Consider the following 16,789-nt stretch of genomic DNA (forward strand, 5'->3'; position numbering starts at 1 on the left):
AAAGAGCGAAAAAGAGTGCATAATAAAGAAAAGTACAGGCGTTATGCCTGCACTTTTTTGTTTGATTAACCGACGAATGCCGCACCAACAATAATTAACAAGATGAACAATACGACGATTAATACAAATGTTGAACCGAAACCTCCGCCGTAGCCTCCGTAGCCGTAGCCTCCGCAGCCTCCGCCGTAGCCACCCCAATATCCGAAGCCCATGTGATTCCACCTCCTTGAACAGTATCAATTACATCATATGCTTCTTTTTTCAATCGGTATGGGCGCTTTGCATGCTAAGGAAAATTGCGAAAAAAACCGTCAAATTGTTTTTCTTTTTTCGCAAACCATCGTTCCGCTTCGCCCATTTTTCCGCTGATCTGTTTAAAAAATGAGGAATTGACGTTCTCGATTTTGCTTATGATTTCCTCTAAATCGCTTCCCCATTTTTCAAACGATTTCATCATCTCATCATGTCCTTGATGCTTTGATTTTGCAAACACTTCAAGCTCTTTTTCGAATCGATTCATCATCACTCCCCCTTCAATTTGTTTATTCACTTTAAGCAGGAAATGTGAAAAAAGATTGTCATTATGATAAAGTGAAAAATGGCAAAACGAATGAAAGGGGAATTTTCATGAAACGCCTGCAAACCATTGAACAATTTGAGGAAGTAATCGTTTCAGAAAAACCGGTTATTGTTAAATTTTTTACGACATGGTGCCCGGACTGCAAGCGCATGGATTTGTTTATTGGGGAGATCGTTGAAAAATATACCCAGTTTGATTGGTACGAAATCAATCGCGATGATGTGCCAGACCTAGCAGAAAAATATGAAGTGATGGGAATTCCAAGCTTGCTTGTATTCCAAAACGGCGAGAAAAAAGCTCATCTTCACAGCGCCTATGCAAAAACACCTGAAGAAGTAGAGGGATTTTTACAGTCCATCAAGCTGTAAACAAAAAAGCTTGACGGAGTGCGATGCTTCGTCAAGCTTTCAATAACGGCTCAAGTTTTGTGATTAATGACTCCATTTTCTTGGCGTTCATCTCATATGCTTGTTTTGCCTCTTCATGATTCGTTTGCAGCGCGAATAATTCAAAATCGGCTTGTGTTTTTTTCATCGCTGCCAACAGCAATTTTTTCTCTTGCGGCTCAGGCACTTGAATTTTATCATCATACAAATCGACCGTGAGTTGGCCGTATGCATCGACTTGCGCTAAAAAGACATTTTCAATGGCAACGCCGATTTTGTCCAACTCGTTTTTCAACCAGCCGCGATTTAAACCAGCCGTCGCAAGCGGTTCGTCTAAAATCGCTCCATCCATTACCACCGTTTGCGGTTCTTTCTCTGATGGAACATTCCCAACCACATCTCCTACTGTTAACGGCTGTTTGTCACGCTTCAATAATATGCTTAAATCTCCATTCGCCTCCAATGTCGCAAATTCGACATCCGCAAGGCGAAATACATCTTTTTTCCGCAACTGCTCAAGCAATTCATCGATCGTATATTTTTCTTTCTTTAAGTTTTCTTCTAAAACCTTCCCGTTTTTAATGAAAACGGTGGAGTTTCCTTCAACAAAATCGCGAAACTTTTTGCTTTTGAGTGAGATAAATGAAATGGCAATAGGAAACAAAGACCAAATCAAAATGCTCGTAATCCCTTCCGCCAATCGAATGTTACCGTCCATTGACATCGTTCCAGCAATGTCCCCGATCGTGATCCCGACAATATATTCAAAAAACGATAACTTTGATAACTGCTTTTTCCCTAAAAATTTTGTAATAATAAATAACCCGATAAGAATACAAACGGATCGTATGGCGACTTCTAACCAAGCTGGCATGTTTCCTTCTCCTTACTTTCCTTTATATTGTGGTTCTTCTCTTTCTAGCTGACTAACTCGTTGCTTCAAATGATCAATCACTTCTTCTGTTGTCAACATCGCTTCATGAAAGGTCCGCTGCGCTTGTTCATCGACTGACTTTAAAGCTAAGCTTTGCAACGTCGCATGAATGCTTTTTAAATTCGCTAAACTTTGTTTCACTTGAGAACCGATCGTCATCTTTCATCTATCCTTTCGGTTTAAATAGTAACGCACCGATAAAACCAAAAACGATCGCTGACGAAATTCCTGCGCTTGTCACTTCAAACATTCCTGTTAACACACCGACAATGCCATGTTTTTCAGCTTCTTGAAGCGCTCCGTGAACGAGAGCATTCCCAAAGCTTGTAATTGGAATGGTCGCTCCTGCTCCTGCAAAATCAATGAGAGGTTCATAAAGACCGAATCCATCTAAAATCGCTCCAGCCACCACTAATGCGCTTAATGTATGACCAGGAGTCAATTTAAAGACGTCAAACATAATTTGACCGATAACGCAAATCAATCCGCCGACAACAAATGCCCAAAAAAACATCGCCATCATCACACATCACCTCCATACTCAATTGAGACCGCGTGAGCAATGCATGGAATCGTCTCGTCTTGTTGAAACGTTAACGGAGAAAGAAGCGCTCCTGTTGCAACAACGAGAATGCGTTTGAATTCCCCTCGTCTCATTCTATTGAGTAAATGACCGTAAACGACGGTTGCTGAACATCCTGCTCCGCTTCCTCCCGATAAAACCGGTTGTCCCTCCCGATAAATCATCAACCCGCAATCTTGATACTTTTCGTCTTCGATCTTCATTCCATTTTTCCGCATTAAATCAAGCGAAACTTGTCGACCAATTTTCCCTAAATCTCCGGTGACGATCAGATCATAATAAGAAGGATCAAGCTGCATGTCGCGAAAATGCGCTTCGATCGTATCGACGGCTGCCGGTGCCATCGCTCCCCCCATGTTGAATGGATCCGTTAACCCCATATCGACGACCCGCCCAATCGTTGCAGATGTAACCCGCGGCCCTTCACCTTTGGAAGCAAGGAGCGCAACACCCGCTCCAGTCACCGTCCACTGGGCTGTTGGCGGTTTTTGTCCGCCGTATTCCGTTGGATAACGAAATTGTTTCTCCACTGCTGTATTATGACTGGCCGCTCCCGTCAATATGTAGTTTGCTCCATCATAATTGACAATAAACGCGCTTAACGCCAAGGCTTCCATTGATGTTGAACAAGCTCCAAACACTCCTAAATACGGCGCGCCAAGCGTACGTGCCGAAAAACTGGAAGGTGTCATTTGGTTAATTAAATCCCCACAAATAATAAAATGAACTTTTTCTTTCTCAATGCCCGCTTTTTCCATCGCTTTAAAAAACGCTTCTTCCAATAACACTTTATGGGCTTTTTCGTACGAATCTTCTCCAAGCCAAAGATCTTCATGCAATAAGTCGAAATCATCGGCAATGTTTCCGTTCGCCTCAAACGGTCCGCCAACCGTTCCTGTTCCGATAATGACCGGCTTTTTTGCAAATACCCACGTTCGATGTCCTTTCATCATTCCAGCCCACCCCACTTGATGACAATCGTTTTGATGAGCGCAACGACAAACGCGGAAAATGTACCGAATAAAATGACAGAACCGGCTAGCTTAAACATATTTGCCCCAACTCCTAGCACAAATCCTTCCGTTCGGTGTTCAATCGCTGCTGAAATGACTGCGTTTCCGAATCCGGTGACAGGGACCGCGCTTCCTGCACCAGCAAGCTGGGCAAGGCGATCATATACGCCCAGTCCCGTTAAAATCATCGCGATAAACACCATCGTCGCTACGGTTGGATTTCCAGCCGTTTTTTCCGTGAAATCGAAAAAATACATGTAAACATACGAAATCGCTTGACCGATCGCACAAATAAGACCGCCGACAAGAAATGCGAGTATACAATTTTTCACGACAGGACGTTTCGTCTCTCGAGCTTGTTCGAACAAATGATACTCTTGTTGAACGGGGGTTAAATTTTTTCGCTTTTCATTTGCCATATTTTTCACCTCACTACGTTTGTTCTTTGCTTAACTTCTTCAACATATCGATTTCCTTATCCAGCTTCTTTTGATCCAATCGCTTTTTTTCAAGCTTTTGTTTTAGCTCTTCTGTTTTCCAAAATAGTTTTAAGTCGCTTGAAACAATGATTTCATAATTAGGGAAATTTTTTTCAAGTTCTTTTCGAATGGCTTTTTCAATTTTTTTCATTCGAAATCGTTCGAGATGTTTGACTTTATAAGCAACGATCATCTTTTTTTCAGAGTTAACGGCTAATACATCATTGACTTCCCTTTTTTGTTTGACGATTTGTACCGCTTTCTCTGCAACGTTTTGATCATCGCGATGAGCGGTTTCCTTCGTACTGGTTTGCGTAAGGTTCAGTTTTTGCAATGACTGCTTTTGCACCTCATTCTCTTTCGAACATCCAAACAATACAAAAATGAATAAAAAGAAAATTAATGGCTTGTTCATGATCGATTCACCCTATGTATTTGGTTTGAAAAAGGTTGGTATAATACCAACCTTTTTCTTATTGCTTATATTGTGGCTCTTCTTGTTCAATTTCTTGCACGCGCGGACTAATTAAATCGACGAGTGCTTGTGTTTGTTTGGCCGCTTGTTGATAAAGCTGTTTAGCGCTTTCATTTTCTGTTTGCAAAGCAAATGTCTCAAAGCTTGCTTGGGCAGACTTTAATCCTGCCAATGTTTGTTTTACAGAACTGGAAACTGTCATAACAAAATTCCTCCTTTTCATTACACATCGTTACAATGATAGAATGCTTCTTTCTTGTTTAAATTATGAATTACTTTTTTTCCTCATAAAAAAAAAACAACTTCCTTTTTAGTTAGGAAGCTGCATTTATTTTTACTTATTTTTTCTCATCCGTTTTATCGAGAAAACCTTTTCCGATCGAAGGATTGTTAATAATTCCTGCCATGACTAAGATGCTTAAAAAGGCGTTATATAATTGCTCATATTTCCCTAGATCAAGATCGATCCCCAATGTTTGCAATAGCAAAATCGAAAATGAACCGATCGATAGCCATAACCCATAATTTTTAAAACGTCCCATAAACAGTCCCCCTTTCTTTCGAAAATAATTTCGAAAAAAGGTCACTGTTTTTTAAATTTCTTTCCACAGCCACACCCACTTGCTTTTTTGGCCGGAGAAGCAGAGGATATGGAATAAACTTTTGTCGCTTTCGAACCATGGAAGGCAATCGGTTTTTTCTTTTCCATAAACTAACCTCCAAGCATTAGGATATGATTAGTTTATGAAATAAACAGATCATTGGTTCGAGCTATTTTCCTATTTTTTCTTTTCACCAAACGTAAATGGTGTGGAGAGAGGATGAATGGGATGATGTTTTCGTTCTGTTGTGCGAATGAGCGCATTTTGATGCTTTAACGTATGAATAAACCATGAATCGCTGCTATCATCTTTCTGCTCCATTGGTTTGGTTAATGCATCAAGTTGGCGTTGCAGCTCTTCATTTTGACGCTCGAGCTGCTTGATTTGTTCATATCTTTGTTCACTTTGAAAAGCGAGTTCTTTCAAAAGTACATTTTCCGCTTGAACAGCCTCAAGTTTTTTTGTTAAATCCCGAATGATTTCCTCCATCTTTACTATTTCATGCTCATTTGTCAAATTCATTACGGATCTCCCCAATCTTTTTTAATGTCTCTACTAAATAACAATTCATAACGTTCCCTATTTATGACACCCAAAAAAAATTAATTTTCCGCTTTTATCACGGCACACTTACCCAGCATTTTCATACTATACATTAGTCCCGATACCCGCGACGGGAAAAATTTTAACAGGAGGAAAAAAAGATGAGTCAAACACAACATAAAGAGCGTAAAGAAAAAGTATGCATTAAGACTCGCAAAGTATTTGACTGGGTTACCCGTCAAGTTGACGTACCGTTACGAAGTTTTTCAAACGACGACTTAGAGGACATTTTTCCAGATCACAAATGCCCAAGAAACGGAAAAACAGTTTGTGAATTTTTCACTTCTAACGGTTTTGATGCAGAGGAATTCTCCATTCGTTGCTTTTTAACCGATGACGATGGCAAGCGAATCGAACCAGTCGTCGATAACGACGCATTCATTTGTCAAGAAATCATTCAGCCAAACGGACGCCAACCGGTGAACGTTACGCTTCCATCTGGAGAGACGGTTACATTACAAAAAGTGAAAGCATTAGTGAAAGGGCATGTCGTTGTACAAGTCGTAAACGCGAACGGTCACATCGTCTGCGAATCCAAACCAATTCCATTTGCGACAGCACAAACATTCATTTTATGCGCTCCTGAAGGAACCATGCTCGATTGCCACATTTCGTTCTTTGAATGTGATGCAAGTTTAGTGTGCACAGATAACTTCTCACAATTAGATGTTTCCATTACATTATGTTTAGAAGTGCAAATGGAAGCAGATGTAAAAATCGAAGTCGAAGCTCGCTTCTGCAAACCGCGGGAAGAAATTTTAGAAGCTACTCTATGTCCAACTGATAAATTCCCTCCACAATGCCCAGAAGTTTTCCCAGTTCACTAAATTTTATGTGCGAGGCTGTTGATTCATTCAACAGCCTTTTTTATTTTGGTTGATGAATTTCCGAAATGGTACATATACATAGGATGATGATGAAAAGGGGGAACAGAAAATGAACTCCAATCAACAAATTCAACTGCAACAAAAAATTATTCATTATCGCGCTGAAATTGCTAGCTACAAAAATAAATTGAAATCATTAGAACTCGAGCTTAAAAAAGAAAAGATGCGCAATCAGTATTTGCAAGAAAAACTGCACCAAATCCAAACGGCCCATGTCGACCAATACGAAAAAAAGATCGCGATGTTAGAAAATCAACTTTTATCTTATGAAGTCGCATTGGAAGAAGAAAAAAAACAAATGGAAGCGCTAAAAAAAAATTTGTCCCTTCCGCCAAAAGAAAGCCCGCTTTTAAACGTACGCGCTTTTTTCAATTACTCCCTTATTCTTCCTGAAGAAAAAGATGAGGATGTACTGGTCATTGGTGATTTTGTCATTGATAATATCGGCAATACTCCTCTTCACGAAACAATCGTATGCATCCGCCTAAACCCTCCAGAAGAAGCAAAATTAAGCGGAAAAATCGCGATCAATCCATGGAAAAACGACGAAAGTTTCAATATGGAATGGACGTTTGCAAATGACGATTGGCGGGAAAAAATAAAAACAAACGGTGAATACTGGATCAAACCGTTCCAACATACAGCGCTAATGCCAAACGACCAGCTGCGCTTTCAAAACTTTGAAATAAGAACAAAACAAACGGTCGTTGTTGAAGGATTTGTTTATTGCAAAGAAATCCCAAAAGGAACATCTTCCATGAACAACATCATCATTAATTGTTAAAGATAGGCAGGCTCGAAACATTAGCCTGCTTTTTCATTCAAGCATTTTCTGAGCGATTACTTCCATAAGCGCAGCACAACCTGCAATGGCCAAAATCACGACAAGCGGTTGAAACAGAAACGGCCAAACTATATAGCCGATATAAAGAAAGATCGCAGACCAAATCCCTGTACACCAATAGCAACTCAACAATTCACCAATCCAATATCGAACTCCTGTTCCTTTCACTTTCAAAAACGTTTCTGTCGTTCCGTCCGGTAATGTCTCCTCGACGATCTCATGGAAAGGTTTCCGTAAAAATGCAGTGATTGTATCGTACACCATTAATCTTGTCAAACGAAAGCTGGCCAAAAAAAGAAGGAAAAATTCAAACACATCAACCATCGTTCCCCCTCCTATCTTTATTTAATTTATGAGACAAAGAAAAATTCATGTCGAAAAGAATGAAACTTTTGCCCATTCCTATTTCCAAGGCCAATCATATAATGAAATGGACCATCTAATGATATGGATAAAGGGAGTGAAACGATGTATAAAATTGTGTTTAGCAAAAACTTTGTCTATAAACACCGCCGCAATCAACTCCATTACGTTTACAACATGCTTAGAGAATTGCAGCCCGGAACGGAGATCAACGTTCATACAAAAGAACAAACATTTTATAACGTTGCCTTTTTAGCACTCGATCATCAAACGAAAAAAGTATCCATTTTAACCGATCGCTTTTATAAGGATGGAAACAACTTAACGACTTTAGACTGCAGCGATATTACTTCCATCGACATCCCTGTCGATTCTCTTGTTGCCGCGAGCAATGAACGATCTTCCGACGATGAAGATGAATGATAAAAAAGCTAACCACTGCGGTGGTTAGCTTTTTTATGAATGAATCATATTAATTAAGGAAATGTAATCTTCCTTTGTGCCGATATCAAATCTTCTTCCTTCGATTACTTGTCCGTAACACGTTTCCGTTGCGACCATTTCCTTTATCGCATCTGTTAATTGGATTTCCTCTCCTTCTTTCACTTTTATCCGATCCAAATATGAAAAAAGCGAAGGCGTAAAAACATACCGGCCGATAACCGCTAAATTAGAAGGCGGATTGGTTTTCGGCTTTTCAATCATATCCGTTATTTTATACATGTTTTCAGCCAATCCTTCTCCTTTAATCACGCCATATTTATGCAAATCTTCCTCTTTCACTTCATTCAATCCGATAGCGCTATGCCCATATTGCATATAGGTGTCAATCAATTGACGAATGGCTGGTTTGCCTTCACCAAATACAATATCATCAGGCAATAAAACCGCAAAAGGTTCGTTGCCAATAAACGCCTTCCCTAAGTGCACAGCATCTCCTAACCCTCGTGCATAAGGTTGACGCGTATAATAAAGCTGTGTTTTCGGAATAAATTCCTTTGCCAGCAAATGCGCTTGATTTTTTTTCTCTAAAAATGCCTCTAATTCAAGAGAATGGTCAAAATAATCGACAATTACATTTTTCGTTCGCGAAACAATGATTAAAATTTGTTCAATCCCAGCTTCGCTTGCTTCTTCTACTACATATTGAATCGCTGGCTTCAAGCCGATTGGGAACATCTCTTTTGGAATCACCTTTGTAATTGGCAAGCTTCTCGTTCCATATCCCGCTGCTGGTATAATGGCTTTTTTGACCACGTTCTTCCCCCCCAACTTTCTTTATCTTTATCATATTCGTTCTATGAAGATGGGAAGGTTGTCCAAATAAAAATAGGCCCTGCTCTTGTCACCAATGACCCATGTCCACTAATACGCTATAAAAGTCACATTATTTTAAAGGAAGTGATTGATGGTGAACATATGCGTCATTGGTGCTGGCTACGTCGGGTTAACAACCGCTGCCGTTCTTGCCGAACTCGGTCATGAAGTGTGTTGCATCGACAAAGATCAAAATAAAATTACCGAACTCAATAACGGTAAAATTCCCATCTATGAACCAGGACTAAGCGAATTCATTGCTAAAAATACAAACCGCCTTTCTTTCAATACCAATCTTGAAGAAGGAGTAAAAAAAGCTTCCATTATTTTTATTTGCGTTGGCACTCCTTCGCTGGCGGATGGAAAAACGAATTTGTCTTATGTTGATGCAGTCATCAACGAAATAGCCCCATGCATCCATTCTTATAAAACGATTATTACAAAAAGTACCGTCCCGATTGGAACAAATGAACAAATATATGAAAAATTATTGGCCAAAAAAATTTCACCTGAATTGTTTAACATCGTTTCGAATCCTGAATTTTTACGAGAAGGCTCCGCCATTTATGACATGCTTCATCCTGATAAAATCGTCGTCGGATTGCGCCAAGACGATACGCAATCGCTACCAATCATTCAAGAGATGTATTCGCGTATTCAAGCTCCTTATATTGTGACGAGCTTGAATGGAGCAGAAATGATCAAATATGCTTCAAACGCTTTTTTAGCAACGAAAATTTCCTTTATCAATGAAATAGCTCGCATTTGTGAAGCTTTTCATATCGATGTCAATGACGTTTCGAAAGGAATTGGTCTCGATCCGCGAATCGGTCCACATTTTTTACAAGCCGGTTTAGGTTATGGAGGCTCGTGCTTTCCGAAAGATGTAAAATCGCTAGAACAAATAGCTCTTTCCAAGCAAATCCATCCCCTTATTTTGCAAGCGGTCCAAACCGTAAACGACACACAAATCGACGTCTATATTCATAAATTAAAAACCCTCTTTCCTGATTTACACACAAAAAAAATCGCGGTTTTAGGGATCGCCTTTAAACCAAATACCGATGATACACGCGATTCCCCTGCCGAGCGATTGATTTCTCGGCTTAGTCAACTAACCTGTGACGTTTGCGCCTATGATCCGAAAGCAAAATTAAGTCACGATCAACATCATGTTCGGCAAGTAAACTCGCTGGACGAAGCGATTAAAGGGGCCGATTGTGTCGTGATCGCCACGGATTGGGATGAATTTAAACAATTAGACTGGACGGAAATAAAAAAACAAATGAATGGAACGATCATCGTTGACGGAAGAAACTGCCTGAACCGCAAAGAAATTGAGCAATGCGGATTACGCTACGTAGGAGTTGGTCGCGGATGAAAATTGTCGTAACTGGAGCTGCGGGGTTTATTGGTTCACATTTATGTGAAGCGTTATTGCAACATGAAGAAAACATCGTCATCGGAATCGATTCCTTTATCGGTCCTACCCCTTCTCACATAAAAAAAAGAAATATAGAAGCGATTCAATCGAATCCAAGATGGATCCTCGTACCAACCGACTTGCTTTCGGTCAATCTACAAGAACTGTTAAAAGATGTTGACGTCGTTTATCATTTAGCTGGCATGCCAGGAGTGCGCACAAGCTGGGGAAACGAATTTGGCTTGTACACAGCAAATAATATTTCCGCCACGCAACGTTTACTAGAAGCGTGCAAAAATATACCGCTTCGACAGTTTATTTATGCTTCCACTTCTTCGATCTATGGGGAAAAAAGCGGAAAGGTTCATGAAAAGATGGAACCGACTCCATTATCTCCATACGGGATTACAAAACTAGCAGGCGAACATTTATGTAAAGTGTATGAAACGAACTTTCACATTCCAACCACCATTTTGCGTTATTTTACCGTTTATGGCCCGCGTCAAAGAACGGATATGGCTTTTCATCGCTTTATTAAACAACTATTAACAGACAAACCGATTACCATTTTTGGAGACGGAACACAAACCCGTGATTTTACGTATATTTCAGATTGTGTCAAAGGGACAGTCGCTGTTTTAGGAAACGAAAAAGCGATCGGCCAAACGATCAACATTGGTGGAAAAGAACGAGCATCCGTGAATGAAGTGATCGACTTGTTACAATCCTTAACCGGAAAAAAAGCGATCAAACATTATATCAAAGATCCGATCGGAGAACCGAAGCATACATGGGCAGATCTTTCAACAGCAGAGCAATGTTTAAACTATTCGCCGACCGTCACTTTACAGGAAGGGCTGCAATACGAATTTGCTGATATCCGCTCGATTTATGAGGGAGAACAAACATGAAGATCGCTTATATTTGTACAGAGAAACTTCCATCCCCCGCTATTAAAGGCGGAGCCATTCAACTCATGATTGATGGCGTCGCCCCATTTTTAAGCCAAAACCACGAGTTGACCATTTTTTCGATTACGGATCCTTCTTTGCCTGAAAAAGAACGAATCCATAACATCGAATATATTCGGTTTCCAAAGGAAGCTTACGAACAAAACGTGGCTGAAGAGTTAAAAAAGCGTTCATTCGATGTCATTCACGTCTTTAATCGCCCTGCCAATGTGCTTTTATATAAGCAAGCTTCGCCTGCCAGCGCGTTCGTGTTAAGCCTTCACAATGACATGTTTTCTCCATTGAAAATAAAAAAAGAACTTGCCGAACAAGTATTAAGGGAGACAACCGTCATCGCGACCGTCAGCGAATACATTAAAAAAACAATCGCGAAAAGATACCCGATCGAATCCGAAAAAGTAAAAGTCGTCTATTCAGGAGTGAATATTGAAAACTACGTACTACCTTGGACAGCAAAAGGAAAAAAAATTCGGGACTCGATTCGCGCACAGTTTTCAGTAACCAATAAAAAAGTGATCTTGTTCATCGGCAGATTAAGTAAAACAAAAGGTCCTCATTTGCTTATTGAATGCATGAAAGATGTGCTAAACGTTCATCCCGATGCCGTTTTAGTCATCGTTGGCGGCAAGTGGTTTAGCGAAAATGGCTGGAATGATTACATCGAAACATTGCATCGTTCAGCAGAATCATATAAAAATCAAATCATTTTCACCAATTATATTCCTTCTGAAAAAATTCCGCACATTTTTTTAATGGGCGATGTATTTGTATGCAGCTCGCAATGGCACGAACCGCTCGCGCGCGTACACTATGAAGCAATGGCCGCTGGCATTCCCATTATTACGACAAATCGGGGCGGAAATGCAGAAGTCATTCATCATTCGAAAAATGGAATCGTCATTCATGATTATCATTCCCCGAAAGCTTTTGCAGAAGCGATTAACGACCTTTTATCCAATCAAGAAAAAGCGTTAAACCTAGCATACAATGGAAGACAGCTCGTTGAGGAACATTTTCAATTTTTCCATACGGCTCAACGTTTGGAAGCATGTTACATGGAGGCGCTCACGAAACATACAAACCCCCTTTCTCGCTAAAAGGGGGTGAAATATTATTTCGGTAAGCCAATTAATGAAACTGAAATCACTTGCTCAACGGGAATGGTGATTTTTCTTCCTTTTTGGATCGCTTGAAAAACGACTTTTCTGCTTTCATACTGATCAACAAACCCTTCATAGCTTCGTTGTTTCGTCGTCAGTTTGCATTTTACCGGACGAAGATATTCTGGAAGATTGGCTAAAAAATGAAGCTGTTCCTCTAATTCCATCTCACGAAACGAAGCAAATGTCGGCGAAGGAAATGATGTCTCTGCTCCTTTCACATTTCGTCTTTTTTTATCGCTTTGCCATCGAAATGATTTTTGCATGTAACATGTCTTCGGCCCTAAATTTGGTTGCACAATATAAAGAAGTGGAGCATTTTCGATCGGTTGCTGCTTCTTCACTCTTTTTCCTCCTTCCTGTTTTATATAAAATATATGTATGCTTTTTTTCCGCCTGTCATTCCGACTCTAACACGAAACAATTTGAACGAAAAAAAACAAAAAAGCTGTCAAACGACAGCTTTTTATCTCGCTAAAATATGATAACCTGAATCAACGTGAATGATTTCTCCCGTAATTCCGCGCGATAAATCGCTGAATAAGAACAGCGCCGTATCGCCTACTTCTTCTTGCGTCGTTGTTCGACGTAATGGAGCACGCTCTTCGATTTCTTTTAAAATCGAGTTAAAATCGCCGACTCCTTTTGCTGACAGCGTTCGAATCGGTCCAGCCGAAATCGCATTGACGCGAATTCCATATTTTCCTAAGTCGTTCGCTAAATATTTGACACTTGCCTCTAACGATGCCTTCGCTACCCCCATCACGTTATAGTTTTGCACGACGCGCTCGCCGCCAAGATATGTAAGGGTAACGATGCTTCCTCCCTCAGTCATTAAATCTTTCGCCGCTTTTACAACCGCTGTTAATGAATAGGAACTAATGTTATGCGCAAGCAAAAATCCTTCGCGCGTCGTGTTCATATATTCACCGCTTAACTCTTCTTTATTGGCAAAAGCAATGCAATGAGCGATGCCATGAATGACGCCGACTTTTTCCTTAATTTCGCGAAAACACGCTTCGATTTCTTCGTCTTTCGTTACATCGCACGGAAGCACAAGCGCCGTTTCATCTTCTAATGTCGCCACTAACTTGCGAACTTCGTCTTCAAATCGCTCGCCTGCATACGTAAAAACAAGACGCGCACCCGCCGCATGAAGCGAACGTGCAATTCCCCATGCAATGCTTCGCTTGTTCGCTACACCCATAATGACATATGTCCGCCCTTTTAACGATAATTCCATCTGTTTCATCCCCTTAAATTATGATTTGTTATTAGAACCTAGTATTAATTTTATTATAGCAAAAAATTCCCTATAACAAAATAGGGAATTTTCATAATAGATAATTCATAAACATCGTTGCTAAACCGAAATAAATGAGGATGCTAATAATATCATTAATGGTTGTAATAAACGGACCTGAGGCAACAGCGGGATCGATGCGGAGGCGATACATGATGAGTGGAATAAGCGCTCCGGCTACCGTTGCCACCGTTAACGTCGCAAACAACGCAACGCCGACAAGCAATCCTAAAAACAATTCATGCTTCCATATATATACAACAACCATAATGACTGACCCACAAGTCGCTCCGATGATGACCCCTGTTAATGCTTCGCGAACGATCATTTTCCATTTGCTTTCTTTCGAAAAATCACCCATTGCAATGCGACGAACGGCAACGGCTAATGATTGTGTGCCGGTATTTCCAGACATTCCAGCAATGAGAGGGATAAATACAGCTAAAATCGCAATTTTTTGCAACGTTTCTTCAAACCGGCTAATTAAATTAGCTGTTACCATGCCTAAAAACAGCAAAATAATCAACCAAGGCAAGCGTTTTTTTGCTGCGTCAAGCGGGCTGCGCTGAATGTCAACATCAGCAACCCCGGCTAATTTCGAATAGTCATCAGACGCTTCTTCCGAAATAACATCAACGATATCATCGACTGTAATAATCCCTAATAAATGATTAGCTGCATCCACAACAGGAAGCGCTAAAAAATCGTAATCCTTCATTTTTCGTGCAACATCTTCTTGGTCTTCATCCACAAGCACGGAGACAACTTGATCGTTCATAATGTCATGAATCATCTGATCATCGTCAGAAACGATTAATTCGCGTAATGATAAAACACCGACCAGTTGTTTATGTTCATTAATGACATAAATGTAATAAATCGTTTCCGCATGTAATGCTTCTTTTTTCAAAATTTGCATCGCCGACCGTACCGTTTGATTGGCATGAATGGCGATATATTCGGTCGTCATGATGCTTCCAGCTGTATACTCTTTATAATGAAGCAAATCTTTAATTTCTTTCGCTGCCTCATCGCCCATCATCGTTAAATAGCTGGCAGCTTCTTTTTTATCTAGTTCGTTCAATACATCAACCGCATTGTCCGCATACATTTGCGCTAACATTTGCGCGATGAAAGACGGATCCATTTCAGACAAATATGTTTTATATTCGTCTTCCTCAATATCCAGATGGTCAAAAATTTCCGCCATTTCTCCCGGCGATAAATAATAATACATTCGTTTTCGAACTTCTGGGCTTTGTTCAACATAAAACTTTGCGCGATCATATGGGTGGAGTTTCAAAAACAATTGGCGAAACTCATCAATATTTTCATTCACAAGGGCTTTTGTAATTTTTTCCACAAACTCCCCCTCCTCTCGACAAAAGCGTGTCTTCATTATTATTATCAAATCTTTGCGAAGTTGCAAGCAAATATGTAAAATCAAACAAGGAAGGAATGATTTTATCAACCAGCTTTTCTGCCACTTTTTCCGAACGAGAACGCCATCGGACAAATCGATTTGTCCGTCGAGCGTTCTTCGGCTGGATTGGCAGAAAAGCGGAAGGAGAAAAAGCTCCCACAAAAACTTGACTCATACTATCCATAAAATACATTTGCAAAAAAGGATACATTCGTTAAGATGATATTAGAAAGAACGGAAGAAAGGGTTCTAAACAATGGAAAACGAAAAAGCACTACAACCAAAAATAGATTATCATCTATTGTTTATCTTATTTTTGCTTGCGATTGTAAGTGCGATTGCGATTGACAGCGCTCAGCCTTCTTTACCTGCTAAATTACAAAATATTAATTTTGCTAGTAAACAATTGATGTGGTACGGAATTGGCGCCGTTGTCATCGCGCTTACGATGCTGATTGATTATGACCGCCTTTTCCAAATCGCTTGGTATTTATATGGCTTTGGAATGCTTTTATTGCTTGGATTAGAATTCAATGCTCCGGGTACATTAACCATTAAAGGGGCAAAAAGTTGGTATGCAATCCCAGGTATCGGAAATTTCCAGCCATCGGAATTGATGAAAATTTTTTTGATTATCGTCATTAGCCGAATCATCGTAAATCATCGCGAAAAATATGTGGAACCAACGATTGAAGACGATTTTAAATTGCTCGGAAAAATCGCCTTGGCCACACTCCCTCCGTTAGTGCTGTTAGCGAAACAGCCGGATATGGGAATGTCGATGGTCTTCACCGCGATTGTCGGTTCGCTCGTTCTCGTTTCAGGCATCCGCTTTCGCATCATTTTCGGAATCATATTGGCAGGCGTCGTTTCTGTTGCCATTCTTGTTTTTATCTTTTTTAAATTTCCTAATTTCTTCCATGAATATATTTTAGAAGATTATCAATTAAATCGCTTTTATGGCTGGCTTGCTCCATACGAATATTCAAACGAACAAGGATTCCAACTCATTCGTTCACTGTTGGCGATCGGGTCAGGAGAGCTTTACGGCAAGGGCTATAAAAATTTAGATGTTTATCTTCCTGAAGCACACACCGACTTTATTTTCGGGATTATCGCTGAACAGTTCGGTTTTATCGGCAGCAGCATCGTCATTTCACTCTTTTTCTTACTCATTTATCGAATGATTCACATCGCCTTAGAAAGCCACGATCCGTTCGGTAGTTACTTATGTGCCGGGGTCATCGGAATGATCACGTTCCAAGTATTCCAAAATATCGGAATGACCATCGGCTTGCTTCCGATCACAGGATTACCTCTTCCATTTATCAGTTATGGCGGAAGTTCGCTCGCTACTTACATGTTAGCAATCGGCCTTGTTTTAAATGTTCGCTCACGCACGAAAAAATTTATGTTTTCATCAGAAGAATGAACCTCTCCCAC

The 16,789-nt window shown here is 40.2% G+C and carries 25 protein-coding genes; 8 read left to right on the top strand and 17 right to left on the bottom strand.

Features of this window, described 5'->3' with window-relative positions:
• Positions 1 to 65: 65 nt before the first annotated feature.
• Together EDD69_RS04280 and EDD69_RS04285 are read right to left on the bottom strand one after the other, a co-directional pair.
• Entirely contained in the window at positions 66 to 212 is a 147-nt protein-coding gene (locus tag EDD69_RS04280; RefSeq protein ID WP_132947737.1) for a YjcZ family sporulation protein, read from the bottom strand.
• 74 nt (positions 213 to 286) lie between these two features.
• A complete protein-coding gene (locus EDD69_RS04285) occupies positions 287 to 520 on the bottom strand; it encodes a hypothetical protein (RefSeq protein ID WP_132947738.1) in 234 nt (77 codons plus the stop codon).
• A 107-nt stretch (positions 521 to 627) separates the two neighbouring features.
• Between EDD69_RS04285 and EDD69_RS04290 the strand changes: the two genes are divergently transcribed.
• Positions 628 to 948 (top strand): thioredoxin family protein, encoded by a 321-nt coding sequence (locus EDD69_RS04290; protein ID WP_132947739.1) that lies wholly within the window; start codon positions 628 to 630, stop codon positions 946 to 948.
• Between the two features lie 31 nt (positions 949 to 979).
• Here the strand turns inward: EDD69_RS04290 and EDD69_RS04295 are convergent, their stop codons facing one another.
• The 10 genes from EDD69_RS04295 to EDD69_RS04335 all read right to left on the bottom strand — a co-directional run bounded on the left by EDD69_RS04295 (position 980) and on the right by EDD69_RS04335 (position 5,574).
• Positions 980 to 1,840 carry a DUF421 domain-containing protein gene (locus EDD69_RS04295; protein ID WP_132947740.1) on the bottom strand — a complete coding sequence of 287 codons (861 nt, stop codon included), beginning with the start codon at positions 1,838 to 1,840 and terminating at the stop codon, positions 980 to 982.
• 12 nt (positions 1,841 to 1,852) lie between these two features.
• The gene (locus EDD69_RS04300) at positions 1,853 to 2,059 is read right to left on the bottom strand and encodes a DUF1657 domain-containing protein (RefSeq protein WP_132947741.1); all 207 of its coding nucleotides are present in this window, start codon (positions 2,057 to 2,059) and stop codon (positions 1,853 to 1,855) included.
• Positions 2,060 to 2,066: 7 nt separating this feature from the next.
• Complete coding sequence (gene spoVAE / locus EDD69_RS04305; RefSeq protein ID WP_132947742.1) at positions 2,067 to 2,423, bottom strand: stage V sporulation protein AE; 357 nt, start codon at positions 2,421 to 2,423, stop codon at positions 2,067 to 2,069.
• Positions 2,423 to 3,436 carry a stage V sporulation protein AD gene (gene spoVAD / locus EDD69_RS04310; RefSeq protein WP_132947743.1) on the bottom strand — a complete coding sequence of 338 codons (1,014 nt, stop codon included), beginning with the start codon at positions 3,434 to 3,436 and terminating at the stop codon, positions 2,423 to 2,425. The genes spoVAE and spoVAD overlap by 1 nt, the downstream gene beginning before the upstream one ends.
• On the bottom strand, positions 3,433 to 3,915 hold the full coding sequence (spoVAC, locus tag EDD69_RS04315; RefSeq protein ID WP_132947744.1) for a stage V sporulation protein AC: 483 nt from the start codon (positions 3,913 to 3,915) through the stop codon (positions 3,433 to 3,435). The genes spoVAD and spoVAC overlap by 4 nt, the downstream gene beginning before the upstream one ends.
• 13 nt (positions 3,916 to 3,928) lie before the next feature.
• Positions 3,929 to 4,390, bottom strand: a complete 462-nt coding sequence (locus EDD69_RS04320; protein WP_132947745.1) for a YhcN/YlaJ family sporulation lipoprotein — start codon at positions 4,388 to 4,390, stop codon at positions 3,929 to 3,931.
• Positions 4,391 to 4,448: 58 nt separating this feature from the next.
• Positions 4,449 to 4,652 carry a DUF1657 domain-containing protein gene (locus tag EDD69_RS04325; protein ID WP_132947746.1) on the bottom strand — a complete coding sequence of 68 codons (204 nt, stop codon included), beginning with the start codon at positions 4,650 to 4,652 and terminating at the stop codon, positions 4,449 to 4,451.
• Positions 4,653 to 4,788: 136 nt separating this feature from the next.
• Positions 4,789 to 4,992 (bottom strand): holin, encoded by a 204-nt coding sequence (locus EDD69_RS04330; RefSeq protein WP_132947747.1) that lies wholly within the window; start codon positions 4,990 to 4,992, stop codon positions 4,789 to 4,791.
• A gap of 41 nt (positions 4,993 to 5,033) precedes the next feature.
• Positions 5,034 to 5,159, bottom strand: coding sequence for a hypothetical protein (locus EDD69_RS15650; protein ID WP_279388130.1), 126 nt, complete (start codon positions 5,157 to 5,159; stop codon positions 5,034 to 5,036).
• Between the two features lie 70 nt (positions 5,160 to 5,229).
• The gene (locus EDD69_RS04335) at positions 5,230 to 5,574 is read right to left on the bottom strand and encodes a spore coat protein regulator protein YlbO (RefSeq protein WP_132947748.1); all 345 of its coding nucleotides are present in this window, start codon (positions 5,572 to 5,574) and stop codon (positions 5,230 to 5,232) included.
• Between the two features lie 182 nt (positions 5,575 to 5,756).
• Between EDD69_RS04335 and EDD69_RS04340 the strand changes: the two genes are divergently transcribed.
• Together EDD69_RS04340 and EDD69_RS04345 are read left to right on the top strand one after the other, a co-directional pair.
• Positions 5,757 to 6,482, top strand: coding sequence for a BMQ_0737 family morphogenetic spore coat protein (locus EDD69_RS04340; RefSeq protein WP_132947749.1), 726 nt, complete (start codon positions 5,757 to 5,759; stop codon positions 6,480 to 6,482).
• Between the two features lie 109 nt (positions 6,483 to 6,591).
• Positions 6,592 to 7,326 carry a coiled-coil domain-containing protein gene (locus tag EDD69_RS04345; protein ID WP_132947750.1) on the top strand — a complete coding sequence of 245 codons (735 nt, stop codon included), beginning with the start codon at positions 6,592 to 6,594 and terminating at the stop codon, positions 7,324 to 7,326.
• Between the two features lie 33 nt (positions 7,327 to 7,359).
• Here EDD69_RS04345 and EDD69_RS04350 read toward each other — a convergent pair whose 3' ends face one another.
• Positions 7,360 to 7,710 (bottom strand): DUF1360 domain-containing protein, encoded by a 351-nt coding sequence (locus EDD69_RS04350; RefSeq protein ID WP_132947751.1) that lies wholly within the window; start codon positions 7,708 to 7,710, stop codon positions 7,360 to 7,362.
• A 144-nt stretch (positions 7,711 to 7,854) separates the two neighbouring features.
• Here EDD69_RS04350 and EDD69_RS04355 point away from each other — a divergent pair, with 144 nt between their 5' ends.
• Complete coding sequence (locus EDD69_RS04355; protein ID WP_132947752.1) at positions 7,855 to 8,172, top strand: hypothetical protein; 318 nt, start codon at positions 7,855 to 7,857, stop codon at positions 8,170 to 8,172.
• A gap of 33 nt (positions 8,173 to 8,205) precedes the next feature.
• Here the strand turns inward: EDD69_RS04355 and EDD69_RS04360 are convergent, their stop codons facing one another.
• Positions 8,206 to 9,006, bottom strand: coding sequence for a UTP--glucose-1-phosphate uridylyltransferase (locus EDD69_RS04360; protein WP_132947753.1), 801 nt, complete (start codon positions 9,004 to 9,006; stop codon positions 8,206 to 8,208).
• Between the two features lie 154 nt (positions 9,007 to 9,160).
• Between EDD69_RS04360 and EDD69_RS04365 the strand changes: the two genes are divergently transcribed.
• Genes EDD69_RS04365 through EDD69_RS04375 form a run of 3 tightly spaced genes read left to right on the top strand, consistent with a single transcriptional unit; the run spans position 9,161 to position 12,557 of the window.
• Complete coding sequence (locus tag EDD69_RS04365) at positions 9,161 to 10,447, top strand: UDP-glucose dehydrogenase family protein (protein ID WP_132947962.1); 1,287 nt, start codon at positions 9,161 to 9,163, stop codon at positions 10,445 to 10,447.
• Positions 10,444 to 11,400, top strand: coding sequence for an NAD-dependent epimerase/dehydratase family protein (locus tag EDD69_RS04370; protein WP_132947754.1), 957 nt, complete (start codon positions 10,444 to 10,446; stop codon positions 11,398 to 11,400). Before EDD69_RS04365 ends, EDD69_RS04370 begins: the two co-directional genes overlap by 4 nt.
• Positions 11,397 to 12,557: a glycosyltransferase family 4 protein gene (locus EDD69_RS04375; RefSeq protein WP_132947755.1), complete on the top strand. Its 1,161-nt coding sequence runs from the start codon at positions 11,397 to 11,399 to the stop codon at positions 12,555 to 12,557. The genes EDD69_RS04370 and EDD69_RS04375 overlap by 4 nt, the downstream gene beginning before the upstream one ends.
• A 14-nt stretch (positions 12,558 to 12,571) precedes the next feature.
• On the opposite strand, the gene EDD69_RS04380 is transcribed toward EDD69_RS04375, so the two are convergent.
• From EDD69_RS04380 to mgtE, 3 genes are all read right to left on the bottom strand, one after another.
• Entirely contained in the window at positions 12,572 to 12,964 is a 393-nt protein-coding gene (locus EDD69_RS04380; RefSeq protein WP_132947756.1) for a CotO family spore coat protein, read from the bottom strand.
• 122 nt (positions 12,965 to 13,086) lie between these two features.
• Complete coding sequence (fabI, locus tag EDD69_RS04385) at positions 13,087 to 13,863, bottom strand: enoyl-ACP reductase FabI (RefSeq protein WP_132947757.1); 777 nt, start codon at positions 13,861 to 13,863, stop codon at positions 13,087 to 13,089.
• 91 nt (positions 13,864 to 13,954) lie between these two features.
• A complete protein-coding gene (gene mgtE, locus EDD69_RS04390) occupies positions 13,955 to 15,322 on the bottom strand; it encodes a magnesium transporter (protein WP_132947963.1) in 1,368 nt (455 codons plus the stop codon).
• Between the two features lie 280 nt (positions 15,323 to 15,602).
• Here mgtE and EDD69_RS04395 point away from each other — a divergent pair, with 280 nt between their 5' ends.
• Positions 15,603 to 16,778, top strand: coding sequence for an FtsW/RodA/SpoVE family cell cycle protein (locus EDD69_RS04395; RefSeq protein WP_132947758.1), 1,176 nt, complete (start codon positions 15,603 to 15,605; stop codon positions 16,776 to 16,778).
• Positions 16,779 to 16,789: the final 11 nt, after the last annotated feature.

Source organism: Thermolongibacillus altinsuensis (assembly GCF_004341205.1).
Classification (GTDB): Bacteria; Bacillota; Bacilli; order Bacillales; family Anoxybacillaceae; genus Thermolongibacillus; species Thermolongibacillus altinsuensis.

Bases quoted from the DNA above. Each gene is read 5' to 3' on its own strand.
- EDD69_RS04350 (WP_132947751.1), bottom strand. From the start codon at position 7,710: ATGGTTGATGTGTTTGAATTTTTCCTTCTTTTTTTGGCCAGCTTTCGT.
- EDD69_RS04335 (WP_132947748.1), bottom strand. From the start codon at position 5,574: ATGAATTTGACAAATGAGCATGAAATAGTAAAGATGGAGGAAATCATT.
- EDD69_RS04395 (WP_132947758.1), top strand. From the start codon at position 15,603: ATGGAAAACGAAAAAGCACTACAACCAAAAATAGATTATCATCTATTG.
- EDD69_RS04325 (WP_132947746.1), bottom strand. From the start codon at position 4,652: ATGACAGTTTCCAGTTCTGTAAAACAAACATTGGCAGGATTAAAGTCT.
- EDD69_RS04370 (WP_132947754.1), top strand. From the start codon at position 10,444: ATGAAAATTGTCGTAACTGGAGCTGCGGGGTTTATTGGTTCACATTTA.
- EDD69_RS04280 (WP_132947737.1), bottom strand. From the start codon at position 212: ATGGGCTTCGGATATTGGGGTGGCTACGGCGGAGGCTGCGGAGGCTAC.
- EDD69_RS04355 (WP_132947752.1), top strand. From the start codon at position 7,855: ATGTATAAAATTGTGTTTAGCAAAAACTTTGTCTATAAACACCGCCGC.
- spoVAC (WP_132947744.1), bottom strand. From the start codon at position 3,915: ATGGCAAATGAAAAGCGAAAAAATTTAACCCCCGTTCAACAAGAGTAT.
- spoVAD (WP_132947743.1), bottom strand. From the start codon at position 3,436: ATGATGAAAGGACATCGAACGTGGGTATTTGCAAAAAAGCCGGTCATT.
- EDD69_RS15650 (WP_279388130.1), bottom strand. From the start codon at position 5,159: ATGGAAAAGAAAAAACCGATTGCCTTCCATGGTTCGAAAGCGACAAAA.
- EDD69_RS04285 (WP_132947738.1), bottom strand. From the start codon at position 520: ATGAATCGATTCGAAAAAGAGCTTGAAGTGTTTGCAAAATCAAAGCAT.
- EDD69_RS04290 (WP_132947739.1), top strand. From the start codon at position 628: ATGAAACGCCTGCAAACCATTGAACAATTTGAGGAAGTAATCGTTTCA.
- spoVAE (WP_132947742.1), bottom strand. From the start codon at position 2,423: ATGATGGCGATGTTTTTTTGGGCATTTGTTGTCGGCGGATTGATTTGC.
- fabI (WP_132947757.1), bottom strand. From the start codon at position 13,863: ATGGAATTATCGTTAAAAGGGCGGACATATGTCATTATGGGTGTAGCG.
- mgtE (WP_132947963.1), bottom strand. From the start codon at position 15,322: ATGAAGACACGCTTTTGTCGAGAGGAGGGGGAGTTTGTGGAAAAAATT.
- EDD69_RS04340 (WP_132947749.1), top strand. From the start codon at position 5,757: ATGAGTCAAACACAACATAAAGAGCGTAAAGAAAAAGTATGCATTAAG.
- EDD69_RS04375 (WP_132947755.1), top strand. From the start codon at position 11,397: ATGAAGATCGCTTATATTTGTACAGAGAAACTTCCATCCCCCGCTATT.
- EDD69_RS04300 (WP_132947741.1), bottom strand. From the start codon at position 2,059: ATGACGATCGGTTCTCAAGTGAAACAAAGTTTAGCGAATTTAAAAAGC.
- EDD69_RS04345 (WP_132947750.1), top strand. From the start codon at position 6,592: ATGAACTCCAATCAACAAATTCAACTGCAACAAAAAATTATTCATTAT.
- EDD69_RS04320 (WP_132947745.1), bottom strand. From the start codon at position 4,390: ATGAACAAGCCATTAATTTTCTTTTTATTCATTTTTGTATTGTTTGGA.
- EDD69_RS04295 (WP_132947740.1), bottom strand. From the start codon at position 1,840: ATGCCAGCTTGGTTAGAAGTCGCCATACGATCCGTTTGTATTCTTATC.
- EDD69_RS04330 (WP_132947747.1), bottom strand. From the start codon at position 4,992: ATGGGACGTTTTAAAAATTATGGGTTATGGCTATCGATCGGTTCATTT.